At 63.7% G+C, this 18038-nt stretch carries 15 protein-coding genes; 9 read left to right on the top strand and 6 right to left on the bottom strand.

Features of this window, described 5'->3' with window-relative positions:
- Nucleotides 1-105: 105 nt before the first annotated feature.
- Entirely contained in the window at nt 106-1494 is a 1389-nt protein-coding gene (gene ahcY / locus ACW8PS_RS04290) for an adenosylhomocysteinase (RefSeq protein ID WP_491526050.1), read from the bottom strand.
- Between the two features lie 318 nt (nt 1495-1812).
- Between ahcY and ACW8PS_RS04285 the strand changes: the two genes are divergently transcribed.
- On the top strand, nt 1813-2409 hold the full coding sequence (locus tag ACW8PS_RS04285) for an HD domain-containing protein (protein WP_491526049.1): 597 nt from the start codon (nt 1813-1815) through the stop codon (nt 2407-2409).
- A 72-nt stretch (nt 2410-2481) separates the two neighbouring features.
- On the opposite strand, the gene ACW8PS_RS04280 is transcribed toward ACW8PS_RS04285, so the two are convergent.
- From ACW8PS_RS04280 to ACW8PS_RS04270, 3 genes are all read right to left on the bottom strand, one after another.
- Nucleotides 2482-2889, bottom strand: a complete 408-nt coding sequence (locus ACW8PS_RS04280; RefSeq protein ID WP_491526048.1) for a hypothetical protein — start codon at nt 2887-2889, stop codon at nt 2482-2484.
- 70 nt (nt 2890-2959) lie between these two features.
- Nucleotides 2960-3517, bottom strand: coding sequence for an ActR/PrrA/RegA family redox response regulator transcription factor (locus ACW8PS_RS04275; protein ID WP_491526047.1), 558 nt, complete (start codon nt 3515-3517; stop codon nt 2960-2962).
- A 78-nt stretch (nt 3518-3595) separates the two neighbouring features.
- A complete protein-coding gene (locus tag ACW8PS_RS04270; RefSeq protein WP_491526046.1) occupies nt 3596-4231 on the bottom strand; it encodes an SCO family protein in 636 nt (211 codons plus the stop codon).
- 103 nt (nt 4232-4334) lie between these two features.
- Between ACW8PS_RS04270 and regB the strand changes: the two genes are divergently transcribed.
- The 8 genes from regB to trxA all read left to right on the top strand — a co-directional run bounded on the left by regB (nt 4335) and on the right by trxA (nt 16231).
- Nucleotides 4335-5735, top strand: coding sequence for a sensor histidine kinase RegB (regB, locus tag ACW8PS_RS04265; RefSeq protein ID WP_491526045.1), 1401 nt, complete (start codon nt 4335-4337; stop codon nt 5733-5735).
- Nucleotides 5736-5792: 57 nt separating this feature from the next.
- A complete protein-coding gene (locus ACW8PS_RS04260) occupies nt 5793-7379 on the top strand; it encodes a PAS-domain containing protein (RefSeq protein ID WP_491526044.1) in 1587 nt (528 codons plus the stop codon).
- A 49-nt stretch (nt 7380-7428) separates the two neighbouring features.
- Nucleotides 7429-7950 (top strand): tRNA (adenosine(37)-N6)-threonylcarbamoyltransferase complex ATPase subunit type 1 TsaE, encoded by a 522-nt coding sequence (tsaE, locus tag ACW8PS_RS04255; RefSeq protein ID WP_491526043.1) that lies wholly within the window; start codon nt 7429-7431, stop codon nt 7948-7950.
- On the top strand, nt 7947-8864 hold the full coding sequence (locus ACW8PS_RS04250) for an aminoglycoside phosphotransferase family protein (RefSeq protein ID WP_491526042.1): 918 nt from the start codon (nt 7947-7949) through the stop codon (nt 8862-8864). The genes tsaE and ACW8PS_RS04250 overlap by 4 nt, the downstream gene beginning before the upstream one ends.
- 8 nt (nt 8865-8872) lie before the next feature.
- Entirely contained in the window at nt 8873-9547 is a 675-nt protein-coding gene (locus tag ACW8PS_RS04245) for a nucleotidyltransferase family protein (protein ID WP_491526041.1), read from the top strand.
- Nucleotides 9540-12485 carry a double-strand break repair protein AddB gene (gene addB / locus ACW8PS_RS04240; RefSeq protein WP_491526040.1) on the top strand — a complete coding sequence of 982 codons (2946 nt, stop codon included), beginning with the start codon at nt 9540-9542 and terminating at the stop codon, nt 12483-12485. Before ACW8PS_RS04245 ends, addB begins: the two co-directional genes overlap by 8 nt.
- Complete coding sequence (addA, locus tag ACW8PS_RS04235) at nt 12482-15844, top strand: double-strand break repair helicase AddA (RefSeq protein ID WP_491526039.1); 3363 nt, start codon at nt 12482-12484, stop codon at nt 15842-15844. The genes addB and addA overlap by 4 nt, the downstream gene beginning before the upstream one ends.
- A 66-nt stretch (nt 15845-15910) precedes the next feature.
- Nucleotides 15911-16231, top strand: a complete 321-nt coding sequence (gene trxA / locus ACW8PS_RS04230) for a thioredoxin (protein WP_491526038.1) — start codon at nt 15911-15913, stop codon at nt 16229-16231.
- 88 nt (nt 16232-16319) lie between these two features.
- Here trxA and ACW8PS_RS04225 read toward each other — a convergent pair whose 3' ends face one another.
- Both ACW8PS_RS04225 and ACW8PS_RS04220 read right to left on the bottom strand, forming a co-directional pair.
- Entirely contained in the window at nt 16320-17651 is a 1332-nt protein-coding gene (locus ACW8PS_RS04225; protein ID WP_491526037.1) for an ammonium transporter, read from the bottom strand.
- Nucleotides 17652-17687: 36 nt separating this feature from the next.
- Nucleotides 17688-18026: a P-II family nitrogen regulator gene (locus ACW8PS_RS04220; protein ID WP_491526036.1), complete on the bottom strand. Its 339-nt coding sequence runs from the start codon at nt 18024-18026 to the stop codon at nt 17688-17690.
- Between the last annotated feature and the right edge of the window lie 12 nt (nt 18027-18038).

The raw sequence follows: 18038 nt of genomic DNA, 5'->3' as shown, positions 1-18038 counted from the left end.
CATCCCGGCCCGGAAAATGGAGACCGGGACCGGGCAAAAGTGACACTTGCGTCAAAAATAAGTGACACTTGCGTCACTTTTCGGCGCAAGTTCCGGCGGGACAGCTCAATACCGGTAATGTTCCGGCTTGAACGGCCCCTCTTGCGGCACCCCGATATAATCGGCCTGTTCCTTGCTCAGAACGGTCAGCTTGGCACCAACTTTGGCCAGATGCAGCCGGGCAACCTTTTCGTCCAGATGCTTGGGCAGAATATAGACATCGTTGTTGTAGTTCTCGCCCCGGGTCCACAGTTCGATCTGCGCCAGAACCTGGTTGGTGAACGAGGCCGACATCACGAAACTGGGATGCCCGGTGGCGTTACCAAGATTCAACAGGCGGCCTTCTGACAGCAAAATCAGACGGTTACCCGAAGGCATCTCGATCATGTCCACCTGGTCCTTGATATTGGTCCATTTGTGGTTCTTCAGGGAGGCGACCTGAATTTCATTGTCGAAATGGCCGATATTTCCGACGATCGCCATATCCTTCATCTCGCGCATATGCTCGATGCGGATGACGTCCTTGTTGCCGGTGGTGGTGATGAAAATATCGGCCGTGCCGACCTCATCTTCCAGCGTGGTCACCTCGAACCCGTCCATCGCGGCCTGAAGCGCGCAGATCGGGTCCACTTCGGTGATTTTCACCCGCGCCCCGGCCCCGCGCAAAGACGCCGCCGAGCCTTTTCCAACATCGCCATAGCCGCAAACCACAGCGACTTTACCGGCCATCATCGTGTCGGTGGCACGGCGGATGCCATCGACCAGAGATTCCTTGCAGCCATATTTATTGTCAAATTTCGACTTGGTGACAGAATCATTCACATTGATCGCGGGGAACGGCAAAAGCCCTTGTTTTACAAGCTCATACAGGCGATGCACGCCGGTCGTGGTTTCCTCGCTGACGCCCCGGATCAGGTCGCGCTGGCGGCTGAACCAGCCCGGGCTTGCCGCCATGCGTTTCTTGATCTGGGCAAAGATGGCCTCTTCCTCTTCCGAGGTCGCCACCTCGATCAGGTCGGTCTCGCCATTCTCGACCCGCGCGCCCAACAAGATGTAAAGCGTCGCGTCGCCGCCATCATCAAGGATCAGGTTGCAGCCATCCTCGAACAGGAAAATACGGTCCTGATAATCCCAATGCTCCGCAAGGCTCTGCCCCTTGATGGCAAAAACCGGAACGCCCGATGCCGCGATGGCCGCGGCGGCGTGATCCTGGGTGGAAAAGATGTTGCACGACGCCCACCGCACCTCTGCCCCCAGATGGGTCAGCGTCTCGATCAGAACCGCGGTCTGGATCGTCATATGCAGGCTGCCCGCAATGCGCGCGCCCTTCAGCGGCTGGCTTTCGCCATATTCTTCGCGCAGGGCCATCAGGCCGGGCATCTCGGTTTCGGCGATATCCAGCTCTTTGCGGCCATAATCTGCCAGCGAAATATCCTTGACGATATAGTCGGTCATCGGTGCCTCCTTGACGGGCATATGCGGGGTTTGCGCGCCACATAACAGGCAGGCCGGGTGTGGGCAATGGCAGGTCGAAGGCCCCAAGAAAATCGGGGCGCAGCCTGACTGGCGCGCCCCGGTTTGAAATCTGATGTGCAGGCTTATGTGCCTTTGCCGCCGCCGCCTTCCTTGCCGCCGCCGCCTTTTTCATCTTTGTTCATATTATAGCTCCTTGAATTGCTTGGTTGAACGCAGGAAGGCTAACGCGGGAAGCTGCGCTTTACCGCGATGCCCGTGGCGCGGTATCAGGCAGGAGTGTCATGCAAAGGATCAAGGATGCCCAAAGCCCCCCCACGCGCCTGGCAAAGGATGCTGTCGGGCCGCAGGCTGGACCTGCTGGATCCGACCCCGGTGGATATCGAGATCGAGGATATCGCCCATGGGTTGGCCTTTGTGGCCCGGTGGAACGGCCAGACGCATGGCGATTTTGCCTATTCGGTTGCCGAGCATTCGATTCTGGTCGAAGAAATATATTGCCGGATCGTGCCTGCCGGGCCGGTCAGGTGGCGCTTGGCGGCCCTGCTGCATGACGCCCCGGAATATGTCATCGGAGACATGATTTCGCCGGTCAAATCGGCGGTCGGGCCCGGATATGGCGCGCTGGATGATCGGCTGTCGGCGGCCATTCATCTGCGATTCGGCTTGCCCGCGATCCTGCCGAAATCGGTCAAGGCACAGATAAAACGCGCCGATAAAGTCTCGGCCTGGCTGGAGGCCGTCCAATTGGCCGGGTTTTCCGAGGCCGAGGCGAACCGGCTGTTCGGCCGCCCGCCACCTGCGCTGACGGAAGGGCTGCGCCTGCATCTGCGCCCACCGGCCGAGGTGCGCGCAGATTTTGTGGACCGACATGCGGACCTGTTGGCGCAGATGTAAGGGTGCCTTACTTCTGTTGGCTTTCATCCAGCATCGCGTGAAGACGTGCAGGGTAGCCGGGGAACAGCGGATTTACCGGAAAAAGCAGCTGGTGCCGGACCACAGCGTGGTGACGGTGCCGGCATCCTCGATCAGGCCAAAGATGCCGCCGGTCTCAAATTCACGCCCCAGACTGGTCTGCTGCAACGCCAGATCGGGCGCAGCCATGCCGACGCGGTAGCCGCCCGCAACGCTGATGCCCGGCGCGTCGACCACCCATCCGGCAAAATCGCCGTCCATGAAATTCAGCGTCAGCCCGGATTGCCAGCGCGCGGCGCGCATCGGGCCTGCGCCGCATTCGGCCAGATCCACGATGCTGGTTGGCCGCGCCCCCAGAACCCGTGACACGGTGTCGATGGTGCCGGCCTCGGCCCGGCTGAAATCAATCCGCAGATCGGTGCCCGCCGGTTGCAACCCGCCGCTATCGGGGGTCAGACCCATGGGCCTCTGGTCCGGCAGGGCGGTTGCGCAGGCCGATAAGGCCAGCACGAAAACCAAAGCGGCCCGCATGTCAGCGCGGGCTGCGTTTGGCAAGGATGCGTTGCAGGGTTCGCCGGTGCATGTTCAGCCGCCGGGCGGTTTCGCTGACATTGCGGTCGCACAGCTCATAGACCCTTTGGATATGTTCCCACCGCACCCGGTCGGCCGACATCGGATTTTCCGGCGGTGGCGGCATTTCCTCCGGCTCGGCCAGCAAGGCTGCGGTCACGTCATTGGCGTCGGCCGGTTTCGAGAGATAATCGGTGGCCCCGATCTTGACGGCGGCCACAGCGGTGGCAATCGCGCCATATCCCGTCAGCACGACAATTCTTGCATCGGGGCGCTTTTCGCGCAGAACCTCGACCACATCCAGGCCATTGCCATCTTCCAGCCGCAGGTCGACCACCGCATAGGCCGGCGGGCGCGCCGTGGCGATGGCCTTGCCGGCTGCGACCGACCCCGCCGCCTCAACCTCGAAGCCGCGTTTTTCCATGGCGCGTTGCAGGCGCCGCAGAAAGGGTTCGTCATCATCGACCAGCAGAAGGGATTTGTCGGGGCCAATGTCCCTGAGGCTGCGTTCCGATGCCATGGGCAATCCCCCGTCAGATAAGTTCTGCGTTTCTAGACGGGTTTCTGCACCAAGGTCAAATGGGCGCGCGCGATTCTGTCACGCGGCCGCGTCGATAAAGCAACCGATGCGGTCAGCCATGTCTTCGGGGGCGGTTTCGCGGTGAAAGAACTCGGCAAACCCATAATCGGGGAAAACCAGATATGAGAAGGTGGAATGATCGACGAGATAGAATTCTTCACCCTCATCATCACGTCGGTCGAAATAGGTCCGATAGGTGCTGGATGCGGCATCGACCTGTTCCAGTGACCCGGTCAGGCCGATCATGCGGGGGTGCATGGCGTCGGTAAAGCTCGCCACCTCGGCAACGCCGTCGCGTTCTGGGTCCAGCGTGATGAATACCGGCGTCAGAATATCGCCACGGTCTTCAAGAATATCGGTTGCAACAGCGTTGCGGGCCGCATCGATGGAGCACACATCGGGGCAGTATGTGTAGCCGAAATAGATCAGCGTCGGCCCGGTGATGATGTCGGTATCGGTCACGGTTTGCCCGGTTTCCGAGATCAGCTCGAACGCGCCTCCGATCTCGGCGGAGCCACCCGCCACACGGGTCTGGCGACATTCGGCAAAGATATCCGCGCCGGGATTGGTATTGCCCCACAAAATCGAGTAACCGATGGTGCCAAGCAATGCGGCGGACAGGACAAGGGCGGCGGTCGTATAAGGGCGGTTCATCTGGGTAACCTCGGTTTTATTCGGCCTGCCGTTGATCGTTCAAAATTCCCGGTCTGACAATTCACCTCTGTGCCCCTGTGACAGAAAGCCCCTATACAGGCATATGGCTCTGACTTCTGACCTCTCTCCAAGCCTTTTTACGCAGGATCTGCGCAGTGGCTGGATCCGTTTGCGCACCTTGCTGCTGCTGCGCTGGCTGGCGATCCTGGGCCAGACCATCACCGTTGTGATTGCCAGCTTTGTCCTCGGCCTCAGAATCGAACTGGGCCTGAGCTTTCTGGCTATCGGGGCGTCGGTCCTGTCGAACATGATTGCGATGACGGTGTTTCCACCGAACCAGCGATTGCGCGACTGGGATGCGATGCTGACGCTGCTGTTCGATCTGACGCAGCTGTCTTTTCTGCTGTTTCTGACCGGCGGGCTGAACAACCCCTTTGCGCTGCTGGTTCTGGCACCTGTAACCATTTCGGCCACCGCGCTGACCCTGCGATCAACCGTTATTCTTGGCACGATGTCAGTGGCGATGATCACGCTGGTGGCGTTTTATCATATCCCGCTGCGCCAGGCCGATGGCACGATTCTGCAATTGCCGGGTCAGATACTGGTTGGATTCTGGATCGCAATTGTCATCGGCATTGTGTTTCTGTCGATCTATGCGCGCCGCGTGTCGTTGGAGTTGCACACCATGAGCCAGGCATTGCTGGCCACGCAGGAGGCGCTGGCACGCGAACAGAAGCTGACCGATCTGGGCGGTGTCGTGGCTGCCGCCGCGCATGAGCTGGGCACGCCGCTGGCCACCATCAAGCTGGCCTCGACGGAATTGGCCGAGGAACTGGAAAACCGCCCGGAACTGGCTGAGGATGCGCGCCTTATCCGCGAACAGGCCGATCGCTGCCGTGATATTCTGCGCGATATGGGCCGGGCGGGCAAGGATGACCTGCATATGCGATCGGCCCCGTTCGGTGCCGTGGTGCGCGAAGCCGCCGAGCCGCACCAGGCGCGCGGCATCAACATTCATTTCGATTTTTCATCCCAGGCCGGTGATGATCAGCCCGTGATCTACCGCCGCCCCGAGATCATCCACGGGCTCCGCAATCTGGTGCAGAACGCGGTCGATTTCGCCAGTGCCGATGTCTGGGTCGATGGCCGCTGGCAGGATGGCGAGATCCGGCTCAGCCTGGCCGATGACGGTGCCGGTTTCCCGCCGGATCTTCTGGGCCATCTGGGCGATCCGTTCCTCAAGCGCCGCAAGGATGCCCGCGATCAGGTGCCGCGGCCGGGCTATGAGGGGATGGGGCTGGGTCTCTTTATCGCCAAGACGCTGCTGGAACGATCCGGTGCCACGATCACCTTCCGCAATGGCAGCGACCCGTTCCTGCTGGAGGGTGAAAGCGGTGCCCGGCACGGGGCCGTGGTCGATGTGATCTGGCCGGCGGCGGCGATCATGCCGGATGCGACCGAGGCCAAGGGGCCGTTGGGCCTTAACAGACAGATACAGGCTTAACCCCGCCTTAACCATTTGGTTGTTGAACTGGCATCATCACGTCACGGATGGGCATGAATGATGCTATCGGATCCTATCACGCTGCTGTTTCTGGCAGGTGTCAGCACGGCCGCCGCGGGTTTTTCCGTCTTTGCGGGCAGTTGGTTGTCACGGACCAGGGGAACGCCGGGCCATGTCATGTTGCAGGGCCTCGACCTGCCGCGCAGTTACATGTTTCGCGACGGATATCTGTTGACCGATATCGACGATGATGATGCCTTTCTGGGCGACCCGACCGACCGGGTCGGGGCCTGGAAGGATCTGACCGAATGTCTGGGGGGGCTCAACACCGATGCCGTTGCGCGTATGAACCGGCTGCGCGAAAAAGGTGAGGCTTTTGTTCTGATCGGAAAGATCGGCGAGGACAGCCTGTCGATCACGGGCCGGCGTGACGAGGATCAATGCGTGATCACGGTGGCGGCGCTGGATGCGCGCCGGGCCAAACGCACGATTGATCAGGCCGGTCTGGATGCGTTGGAACATGAGGTGGAGCTTTTGCGCACCGCGATGGACCATTGCAGCGCGGTCATGTGGCGGGCGGCCGAGGATGGCCAGATCACCTGGGCCAACGCCGCCTATTACAGTTTGCTGGAGGAGGTGGACGAGGGCTCCGGCGCGCTGGTCTGGCCAATCAGGCCTGTGTTTGGTGAACATGTCACGCCGCCGCCCGAAGAAGGCCGGGTGCGGCGCTGTTCGCTGGAAATTGCGGGCCAGAAACTGCCGCGCTGGTTCGATATCTCGATGACCGAACAGGGTATCGGCACGCTCTATACGGCGCGCCCGATTGACCAGTTGGTGGCAGCCGAAACCTCGCTCAGGGAATTTGTCCAGACCTTGTCGCGCACATTCGCGCATCTGCCCATCGGGTTGGCGATCTTTGACCAGCGCCGCAAGCTGGTGCTGTTCAACCCCGCCCTGGTTGACCTGTCGACCCTGTCCAGCGAATGGCTTTCGACCCGGCCTGACCTGTTCTCCTTCCTCGATCAGCTGCGCGAAAATCAGCGTATGCCCGAGCCCAAGAATTACCACGCATGGCGCGCCGATATGGCCGAACTGGAACAGGCCGCGCGCGATGGCACCTATCAGGATCTCTGGACCCTGCCGACCGGGCAGACTTTCCGGGTCATCGGGCGCCCGCATGCCGATGGCGCGGTTGCCTTCATGTTCGAGGATATCACTTCGGAAGTGTCGCTGACACGCAAGTTTCGCGGCGATCTTGAGCTGTATCAGGCAATCATGGACGAATCCGAGGAGGCCATGGCCGTCTTTTCCAACGAGGGCCAGTTGATCCTGCGCAACACCGCCTATGGCACGCTTTGGGGCGCCGCCACGACCGATGCCGCGATGATCAGCGTGATTGATGCCACCCATGCCTGGGCCGACCAAAGCGCGCCGACCCCGCTATGGGGGGAGATCCGCAATTTCGTGGGCGGCTACAGCGAACGCAGCCCGTGGTCCGACAGGCTGGTCATGCTGGATGGCCGGGTGCTGCGCTGCCGGGTGGGACCGCTCAAGGGGGGCGCGACGCTGGTGGTATTCGAAGCTGATGAGGATGCCGGCCTGCCTCAGGCGGTCGAAACTCCGCAAGCGATTTCTGCGGGCTGACCCTGCGCATCCGGTTGCGGCGGCGGGTGGGCACGCTAAAGTCGGGGCCATGTTGGAACCCGCCCTGCCCAGACCTGCCCCCGACCGCAGCCGCTTGGCCGATTGCACGCTGAACACGCCCGCGGCCACTGCTGGCTTTGCCCGCGCGCTGGCCCCACATCTGGGACCGGGCGATTGCCTGTGTCTCGAAGGCGATCTGGGCGCGGGCAAAACCCATTTCGCACGCGCGCTCATTCAGGCCCGCCTTGCCGAATACGGGATGGTCGAGGATGTGCCGTCACCCACCTTCACGCTGGTTCAGACCTATCAGGCCGGCGCGCTGGAGATCTGGCATTGCGATCTTTACCGCCTCAGCACTGCGCAGGAGATGGATGAGCTTGGCCTGTCGGATGCGTTTGACACCGGCCTTTGCCTGATTGAATGGCCCGGTCGCATGGCGGCTGAAATGCCGGTCACGGCGCTGTGGCTGACCCTGACCATGCTGCCCCGGACGGGCGCGCGCCAGCTGCGGCTGACCAGCGCAAAGCCCGAGACATGGCGCACACGGCTGGCCGGAATAGTGCCGGAATGAGCCCGCCAATAGCTGAGTTTCTGGACGCGCCCGGCTGGGGTGGGGCCGAATATCTGCCACTGGCCAGCGATGCCTCGACCCGCCGCTATGCGCGGCTGCGCAAGGGCGGCGAAAGCGCCATCTTGATGATCGCTCCTCCAGAAGACCGCGCCGCGTTTGATGCGTTTTTGTCGATTGCCTCAAACCTGCGCGATGCCGGGCTGTCGGCCCCCGATATCCTGTCGGCGCGACCGGATGACGGGCTGATGCTGCTGGAAGATCTGGGCGAGCAATGCTTTGCCGAAACGGCGCTGCCACCACAGGCGCGGGATGTGGCGGTTGATGTTCTGATCCATCTGGCACGCGGTGGCCGGGATTGGGCGGTGCCGCAGCTGACCCCGCCGGTGATGGCAGAGATGACGGCGATTGCCCTGCCGCAAAAGGATAAGACGGCGGCGTTGCAGGTGATGCAGGCGCTGTTCGCGCAGCACTTCACCCGCCCGCTGCTGCCCTGCTTGCGCGATTTTCATGCCGAAAACCTGCTCTGGCTGCCCGACCGGGTCGGGTTGGCGCGGGTCGGGCTGTTGGATTTTCAGGATGCCGTGATGGCCCCGCCCGGCTATGACCTGACATCGCTGACCCATGATGCGCGCCGCGATATGGCACCGCAATGCCAGGCCGCCCTGACGGTGCGCTACGCAGATGCGCTCGGCCTCGCGGCCGCGGAATTTTCCACCGAATGCGCCTTGCTGATCTTTCAGCGCAACCTGCGCATTCTGGGCGTCTTTCGCAGGCTGGCGCAAGATCGGGGCAAGCCGGCCTATCTGGCCCATCTGCCGCGGGTCTTTGCCCATGTCGAGGCCGCGCTGACCCATCCCGCGCTGACCGATCTGGCCTCTGTCATGGCCCCGCTGATGCCGCGGATCGCGCCATGAGGGCGGCGATGATCCTTGCCGCCGGTTTCGGCAGCCGCATGGGGGCGCTGACGGCGGATCGCCCGAAACCCCTGATTCCGGTGGCGGGGCGGGCGCTGATTGATCACGCGCTGGATCAGGCCCGCGCCGGGGCCAGCCGGATCGTGGTGAATGGGCATTACCGCGCCGGGCAGATGCGGGCCCATCTGGCGGGCGCGGCGGATGTGCGTTTTGTCGAGGAAACGCCGCTGATCCTCGATTCGGGCGGTGGCATCCGCGCGGCGCTGCCACTCCTTGGCGGGCCGGAAATATTCACGCTGAACGCCGATGCGGTCTGGACCGGGGCGCGGGCGCTGGCGCAACTGGATGCGGCCTGGGACGCGGACCGGATGGATATCCTGCTGCTGATGGTGCCGCAGGCCCGCGCGGTCGGGCGGGGCCGGGGCGGGGATTTCACCATCGCCCCGGACGGGCGGCTTGCATGGGGCAGGGCGGGCGCGGTCTATACCGGGGCGCAGATATTGAAAACGGAGCTGTTCGCGGATGCCCCCGAGGGGCCGTTTTCGCTGTATGAGATATGGAACGCCGCGCTGGCGGCGGGGCGGCTTTTCGGGGTAGAGCATCAGGGCTATTGGGCCGATGTCGGCCACCCCGCAGGCATCGCCCTGGCCGAGGAAATGCTGAGGAACAGCCCCGATGTTTGAGCCACAGGACAAAGCGCGCATCTATGCCACGCCGCTTGGCGTCGATTTTTCGCGCGCGGTTCTGGACGGGCTGAAATCCCGGCTGCGCGGCCATCCGCCCGAGGCATTGGCCCGGGTCGAGCTTTATGTGAACACCGCCCGCACGCAGCGCCGGTTGCGCGCGCTTTATGCCGAATCCGGGGCCGGGTTTCTGCCCCGGATCCGGCTAATCACCGATCTGGCCACCCGGCCTGATATGGCCGGTCTGCCTGCGCCGGTATCACCGCTGCGGCTTCGGTTGCAGATTGCGCAGCTTGTGGCTGCCCTGCTGGATCGTCAGCCCAAACTTGCGCCGCGATCCTCGCTTTTCGGTCTGGCAGATGCGTTGGCCGATCTGATGGCCGAGATGCAGGAAGAACGGGTGGCCCCCGAAACCATCGCGGCGCTGGATGTGGCCGAGCATTCCGATCACTGGCAGCGCGCGCAGGAATTTCTGAAGATCGTGACACCCTATTTCGTGGCGGCGGGCGAGGTTCTGAGCATCGAGGCGCGGCAATCATTGGTGGCCGATCACCTGGCCGCCGATTGGGCCAACACGCCGCCCGCGCACCCGATCATCGTGGCCGGGTCGACCGGGTCGCGCGGGCCGACGGCCCGGTTCATGGCCGCGGTTGCGCGGCTGCCGCAGGGTGCGGTGATCCTGCCGGGCTTTGATTTCGACCAGCCGCGCGCTGTCTGGGATCGGTTGACCGACGGGCTGACCGGCGAAGATCACCCGCAGTTTCGCTTTGCCAAACTGGCGCGTGATCTGGGGCTGCACCCGTGCGACATTGCGCGCTGGACCACGGCAACCCCGGCAAACCCGGCCCGCAACCGTCTGATTTCGCTGGCTTTGCGCCCGGCCCCGGTCACCGATCAATGGCTGAGCGAAGGCCCGAAACTGGCCGATCTGGGCCATGCCGCCGATGGTTTGACCCTGATCGAGGCCCCGACCCCGCAGGCCGAAGCCGCCACCATCGCGCTGCGCCTGCGCAAGGCCGCCGATGCCGGGATCACGGCGGCCCTGATCAGCCCCGACAGGGCATTGACGCGGCAGGTGACGGCAGCGCTGGACCGGTGGCGGATCGAGCCCGACGATTCGGGTGGTGAGGCGCTGTCGCATTCCGCCCCCGGCCGCCTGTTGCGCCATGTCGCCGAGGCCGGTGCCGCGCCGCTGAGCGCCGAGGCCCTCTTGGTTTTGCTGAAACATCCGCTGACCCATGCGGGGCGCGATGACCGGGGCCAGCATCTGCTGCGCAGCCGCGATCTGGAATTGCAACTGTTGCGCGGGCGCACGCCGTTTCCGACCCGCGCCGATCTGCTGGATTGGGCCGCGAAGCGCGACAGCGATCCGGGTGCGGTGGTTTGGGCCGGGTGGGTCGCGGATGCGGCACTTGGTCTCTTTGCGCCCGAAACGCGCGATCTGGCTGACCATGTCGCGGCGCATCTGGACGCGACCCGGTTGCTGGCTGCGGGGCCGGGCGGGACCGGAGCAGATGCCGGCGCGCTATGGGGCAAGGCGGCGGGCCAGAAAGCCCTGCAACAGATGCAGATATTGGCGCAGGAGGCCGATGCCGGAGGTCTGCTGAGTGCTGCCGAATATCGCGATCTGGTGACCGGGATTCTGGCGTCCGAGGAAGCCCGTGAACCCTTGAGCCCGCATCCCGGCATCATGATCTGGGGCACGCTGGAGGCGCGGGTGCAGGGGGCCGATCTGGTCATATTGGGCGGGCTCAATGAAGGGTCATGGCCGCAGACACCGGGGGCTGATCCGTGGCTGAACCGGACCATGCGCGCCAAGGTCGGGCTGCGCCTGCCGGATCGGGTGATCGGCCTTGCCGCGCATGATTTCCAGCAATCGGTGACCGGGGCCGAGGTCTGGCTGACAAGGTCCAGGCGCGATTCAGAGACCGAAACCGTGCCGTCGCGCTGGCTGAACCGGATCACCAATCTGATGGCGGGGGCCAGCGCTGACAGCAAGGCGGCGCTGGCGGCGATGCGGGCGCGCGGCGCGGATTGGCTGTCGATGGCGATGCGGCTGGATCAGCCCTTCGCCCCGGTGGAACCCGCCAAAAGGCCCGCCCCAAGCCCGCCGCGCCATCAGCGCCCCGATATGCTGAGCGTGACCCAGATCGAAAAACTGATCCGCGATCCCTATGCGATCTATGCCAGCCGGGTGTTGCGGCTGCGCGCGCTTGATCCGCTGCGCCCGCTGCCGGACGCGCCGCTGCGCGGAACCATCCTGCATGACATCCTGCGCCAGTTCATCGACGCCACCAGGGATGGTTTGCCGGGCGACGCCGAGGCGCTGTTGATGCAGATGACCGAAGCCGGGCTGGAGGCGGGGGTGCCCTGGCCCGCCGCGCGGCGGATCTGGCTGGCCCGGATGGCGCGTATTGCGCCCTGGTTCATCGAGACCGAACGCGCCCGGCGCAAGGCGGGCCGGCCGCATCTTCTGGAAACTACCGGCACCACCCGGTTCGACGCGCTCGGCCTGACGCTCACAGCGCGCCCCGACCGGATCGACCTCACCCCCGACGGGCGCGTCATCCTGTATGATTACAAGACCGGGCCGGTGCCCACCGACAAGCAGGAACAGGCCTTCAACAAACAGTTATTGCTGGAGGCGGTGATGGCCGAACGGGGCGCGTTTGGCGGCGAAAAACAGGTGGCGGAGATCTGCTATATCGGGCTTGGCAGCGGCGGTAAATTGCGCGCCCAACCGATTGCACCCGGCGATCTGGATGCGGTCATGGAAGGCTTCACCCGGCTGATCACCCATTTCGCGCAGGACGGAACCGGCTATCCATCGCGGCGCGCCATGCAGGAGATGAAATACGCCGGTGATTTCGATCATCTGGCGCGGTTTGGCGAATGGGATGAAACCATGAAAGCCGAGATTGTGGAGGTCGGCCGATGATCCCCGATGACGCCACCCGGGCCCAGGTTGAGGCGGCCGATCCCGGGGCCTCGACCTGGCTGTCGGCCAATGCCGGCAGCGGCAAGACGCGGGTTCTGACCGACCGGGTGGCGCGCCTGCTGCTGCGCGACGTGCCGCCCGAACGCATCCTGTGCCTGACCTATACCAAGGCGGCGGCTTCCGAGATGCAGAACCGGCTGTTCAAACGGCTGGGTGCCTGGGCGATGACGCCCGAAGCCGAACTGCACGCCGCGCTGGCCGGTCTGGGCGTTCCCGTGGCCGAGATTGACGCCGCCCTGATGGCGCGCGCCCGCACGCTTTTTGCCCGCGCCATCGAGACGCCGGGCGGGCTGAAGATCCAGACCATCCATTCCTTCTGCGCGGCCGTGCTGCGCCGGTTTCCGCTGGAGGCCGGGGTATCGCCGCGCTTTGCCGAGATGGACGAGCGCGCCCAGGCGATCCTGTGTGCCGATGTGCTGGATGATCTGGCCGCGCGCGACCCGGGCGCGATGGATGCGCTGGCCACGCATCTTTCGGGCGATGACGCGATGCCGTTTCTGAAGGCGGTGCTGGCAAAACGGGTCGAGATCGGGGCCGGGGCATCGGAGACGGAGATATTCGACTGGTTCGGGGTGCCGGTCGGGCAGGACGCGGCGGAACTGGTCGCGGATGTGTTTCAGGGCGGCGAGGCGGAACTGTGCCGCCATGTTGCGACATTCCTGGACCCGGATAACCGCAACCACGCCAAGAATATCGAACGGTTTCAGGAGGTTAACTGGGACGCGCCTTCGCTGGATGATCTGAAGACACTGGAAGATGTCTTCCTGGTCGGGTCGGGTGCGAAAAACGCGCCCGACACGGCCAAGATCGGCAGTTTCCCGAGCAAGCCGATCTGGGCCAGGATGGGCAGTATCCTGCCCGATCTGGAGGCCTTGATGACCCGGCTCGAGGCCATCCGCCCGCGCCGCCGCGCCCTGCTTGCGGCCCGGAAAACCGCCGCCCTGCACCGCTTTGCCGCCGCTTTCCTGCCCGCCTTTGAACGCGCCAAGGCGGCGCATGGCTGGCTCGATTTCGATGACCTCATTCACCGCACACGGGTGCTTTTATCCGATAGCGGCGTGGCGCAATGGGTTTTGTTCCGGCTGGATGGCGGGATTGATCATATCCTTGTCGATGAGGCCCAGGATACCGCCCCCGCACAATGGGAGATCATCGCCCGGCTGGCCGGCGAATTTGCCGCTGGCAAAGGCGCGCGCGACGATGTCGAGCGCACCATTTTCGTGGTCGGGGACAAGAAACAGTCGATCTATTCCTTTCAGGGGGCCGATCCCGACGGGTTCGACCGGATGCGCGCCCATTTTCAACAGGGGCTGGAAAAGGTCGGGGCGCGGTTTCAATCCCGGGCGCTGCTGCATTCCTTCCGTTCGGCCACGCCGATCCTTGGCCTTGTCGATCAGGTATTCGCCAGCGAATCCGGCGCGGGCGTGGGCACGGATGTGGAACATATCGCCCATAATCGAAACTTGCCCGGCCGCGTCGATATCTGGCCGCCGGTTGCCGCGACGCCAAAGCCCGAGCCCGCGCAATGGGATGATCCGGTGGACCGGCTGGCCGATGATCATCACTCGGTCATTCTGGCCGAGCGCGTGGCCCGCGCGATCAAGACGATGCTTGAAGACGGCACCACGATTATCCATGAGGGCCATCGCCGCCGGGTCCGGGCGGGCGATATCCTGATCCTGGTGCAGCGCCGATCCGAGCTGTTCCACGAATTGATCGCCGCGATCAAGGCGCTCAAGCTGCCGATTGCCGGGGCTGACAGGATGCGGCTGGCCGCCGAACTGGCGGTAAAGGATCTGACCGCGCTGTTGGCGTTTCTGGCCACGCCCGAGGATGATCTGTCATTGGCCGCCATTTTGCGGTCACCGCTGTTTGGCTGGTTCGAAGTGGCGCTACATGACCTCGCCTTTGATCGCAAAGGGTTTTTGTGGCGGGCCTTGCAGGAACGCGCCGAAGAATTTCCTGACACTGTCGCCATGCTGGTCGATCTGCGCGACCGGGCCGATTTTCTGCGCCCCTATGATCTGCTGGAACGGGTGTTGATCCGCCATGACGGGCGCCGCGCCTTGTTGGCGCGTCTGGGGGCCGAGGCCGAGGATGGCATCGATGCGATGCTGGCGCAGGCGTTGGCCTATGAACGGATGGATGTCCCCAGCCTGACCGGGTTTGTCGGCTGGTTGCAGGCCGATGACGTGCAGATCAAGCGCGACCCGGGCAGCGCGGGCGATCAGATCAGGGTGATGTCGGTGCATGGCGCAAAGGGGTTGGAGGCCCCGGTGGTGATCCTGCCCGACACCGCCTATCGGCAGGGCGGCCACCCCGGCCCGGGTCTGTTGGTGCCCGATGACGGGCCGGTGATCTGGACCGGCGCGAAGGATGATAGCCCGGCCGCGCTGCGGCCCCTGTTCGAGGCGCGGGCCGACCGCGAGGCCGAGGAACGCAACCGGCTGCTTTATGTCGCCATGACGCGGGCCGAAAGCTGGCTGATCACCTGTGCTGCGGGCAAGATCGAGACCAAGGACTCTGGCAGTTGGTATACCCATATCCGCGACGGCGCGACGGAAATGGGCGCGGCTGAGCAGATGTTTTTCGACGAACCGGGTCTGAGGATCGAATCGGGCGACTGGTCGGGGGGCGGGTCGGAAGATGGCAAAGCGCCGGCACCCGAAAAACTGCCCGATTGGACCGCGACGCTGCCGAAAACCCCGGCCCGTCCGACCACGACGCTGTCGCCGTCGGATCTGGGCGGCGAGAAATCCCTTCCCGGCGAAGGTCTGGCCGAGGATGCCGCCAAGGCGCGCGGCCGGCATCTGCATCGCTTGCTGGAACATCTGCCCGAGATTGCCCCCGCCGCCTGGGCGGCCGCGGCACCGGGAATTCTGGCCGCCGAGGGTGATCTGAGCGATACTGAACACGCGGCACTGTTTCAGGAGGCTCTGACCTGCCTGACCGCGCCGCAGCTGGCGCATGTCTTTGCACCCGATGCCCTGGCCGAAGTGATGCTGGTGGCCGATAGCGCCATATTGGGCCGCAAACTGATGGGTCAGATCGACCGGCTGATTCTGTCGCAGGGGCGCATTCTGGCCGTCGATTTCAAATCAAACGCGATGGTACCCGCGCGGGCCGAAGATACGCCCGACGGGCTTTTGCGGCAAATGGGGGCCTATGCGGAAATGCTGGCCGCAATCTATCCCGGCCAAGCCATTGAAACCGCGATATTGTGGACCCGCGAGGCGCGGCTGATGGTCCTGCCCCACGATCTGGTCATGGCAGCCCTGCATCGGGCAACGGGCGCTTGACCTTCCTGCCGCAGGTTCCTAGGTTTTGCGCCTGACACGCGCAATTTGCCTCCAGGAGGGCTAGATATGGCCACCATCGCCGTCACCGACGCTACATTTGATACCGAAGTGAAACAGTCCGAGATCCCCGTCGTGGTGGATTTCTGGGCGGAATGGTGCGGCCCCTGCCGCCAGATCGGCCCGGCGCTGGAAGATATTGCCGCCGAGATGGGCGACCGCATCAAGATCGTGAAGGTCAATGTGGATGAGAACCCCAATTCGCCGATGGAGCTTGGCGTGCGCGGCATTCCGGCGCTGTTTCTGTTCAAGGACGGCGAAGTGGTGTCCAGCAAGATCGGTGCCGCCCCAAAGGCCGCGCTGCAAAGCTGGATCGAAGCCGAGATCTGAGCCGAAAGGCATCAGCGATCATGAAAAAGGGCACCCCGATGGGTGCCCTTCGTCGTTTCAAGCAGCACCCGGCAAGGGCCGGGCTGGCTCAGCCGTTGGAAAACTCCGGGTAGGCTTCCATCCCCAGTTCCGAAATATCGAGCCCGGTGATCTCGGCCTCTTCATCGACACGGATGCCGATCACCGCCTTCAGGATCATCCAGACCACATAGCTGACCACGAAGGTGAACGCGCCGATCGCCGCGATGCCCACGATCTGGGTGCCGAAACTGGCATCGGTATTATAGACCGGCACCACGATCGTGCCCCAGATCCCGGCAACCAGATGCACCGGGATGGCCCCGACCACATCGTCGATCTTGAGCCGGTCGAGCATCGGAACGGCCAGGACCACCAGAATGCCACCCACGGCACCGATCCAGAGCGCCCCGAACAGCGTCGGGGCCAGCGGCTCGGCGGTGATCGACACCAGACCCGCCAGCGCGCCGTTCAGCACCATGGTCAGGTCGACCTTGCCATATACCACCTGCGTCGCGATCAGCGCCGCCATGGCACCAGCGGCAGCCGCCATGTTGGTGTTGGCAAAGATACGGCTGATGTCAGCGATATCACCCACGGTTCCGGCCGCAAGTTGCGAGGCCCCATTGAAGCCGAACCAGCCAAGCCACAGGATGAACGTGCCAAGCGTGGCAAGCGCCAGGTTGGAGCCGGGCATCGGGTGGATCTTGCCGTCCTTGTATTTGCCAAGCCGCGCGCCCAGCACGAGGGCACCGGCCAGCGCCGCCCATCCGCCGACCGAATGGACAATGGTCGAGCCCGCGAAATCCGAAAAGCCAATTTCCGACAGCCAGCCGCCGCCCCATTGCCAGGATCCGGTGATCGGATACATCACGCCGGTCAGCACAGCGACAAAGGCGAGGAACGGCCAGAGCCTGATCCGTTCAGCCAGCGCGCCCGAAACGATCGACGCCGTCGCCGCCACAAACATCAGTTGAAAGAAGAAATCCGACCCGATCGAGGCATAGTCCAGCGCCGCGTCGGCGGCGGCCAGCCCGACCGGCTCCAGCACGGTTGGCGACAGGATGGTGCCAATAAACCCGGTCATGGTCCAGGCATCGCCGGGATACATCAGGTTGAACCCGATCAGCCAATACATGATCGCGGCCAATGAAAACAGCGCGATATTCTTGGTCAGTTGCATCGCCACGTTCTTGGATCGCACCAGCCCGGCCTCCAGCATGGCAAAGCCCGCCGCCATCCAGAACACCAGAAAGCCGCCGACCAGAAACAGCAGCGTGGTCATCAGATAGGGGCCGATTACGTCAAAGCCCGGCGCGGCGGCTTCCTGCGCGACGCCCATCGAGGGGGCCAGCGCGGCCAGGGCCATGGCTGCCAGCGGAATGAGATATTTGTTCGTCATCTCTTGGTTTTCCTTTTTATCCGATTGGACGCGGGGTCAAATCGCGTCTTCGTTGGTTTCGCCGGTGCGCACCCGCATGGCCTGCGCCACATCCAGCACGAAAATCTTGCCATCGCCGATCTTGTCGGTCCTGGCCGTGGCGCGGATGGTTTCGACCGCCTGCTCGACCATGGCCGCCGGAACCACCAGCTCCAGTTTCATTTTGGGCACGAAATTCACGGCATATTCGGCCCCGCGATAGATCTCGGTGTGACCCGATTGGGCACCAAAACCCTTGATCTCGGTCACCATCATGCCGCGCACGCCGATGGCGGTCAGCGCTTCGCGGACCTCCTCCAGCTTGAACGGCCTGATTGCTGCGATAATTAGGTTCACGGGAAACTCCCC

The sequence above is a fragment of the Alterinioella sp. genome (assembly GCF_058343375.1).
Note: the sequence above shows the minus strand (reverse complement) of the source record. Positions and strands in the feature narration are given on the sequence as shown.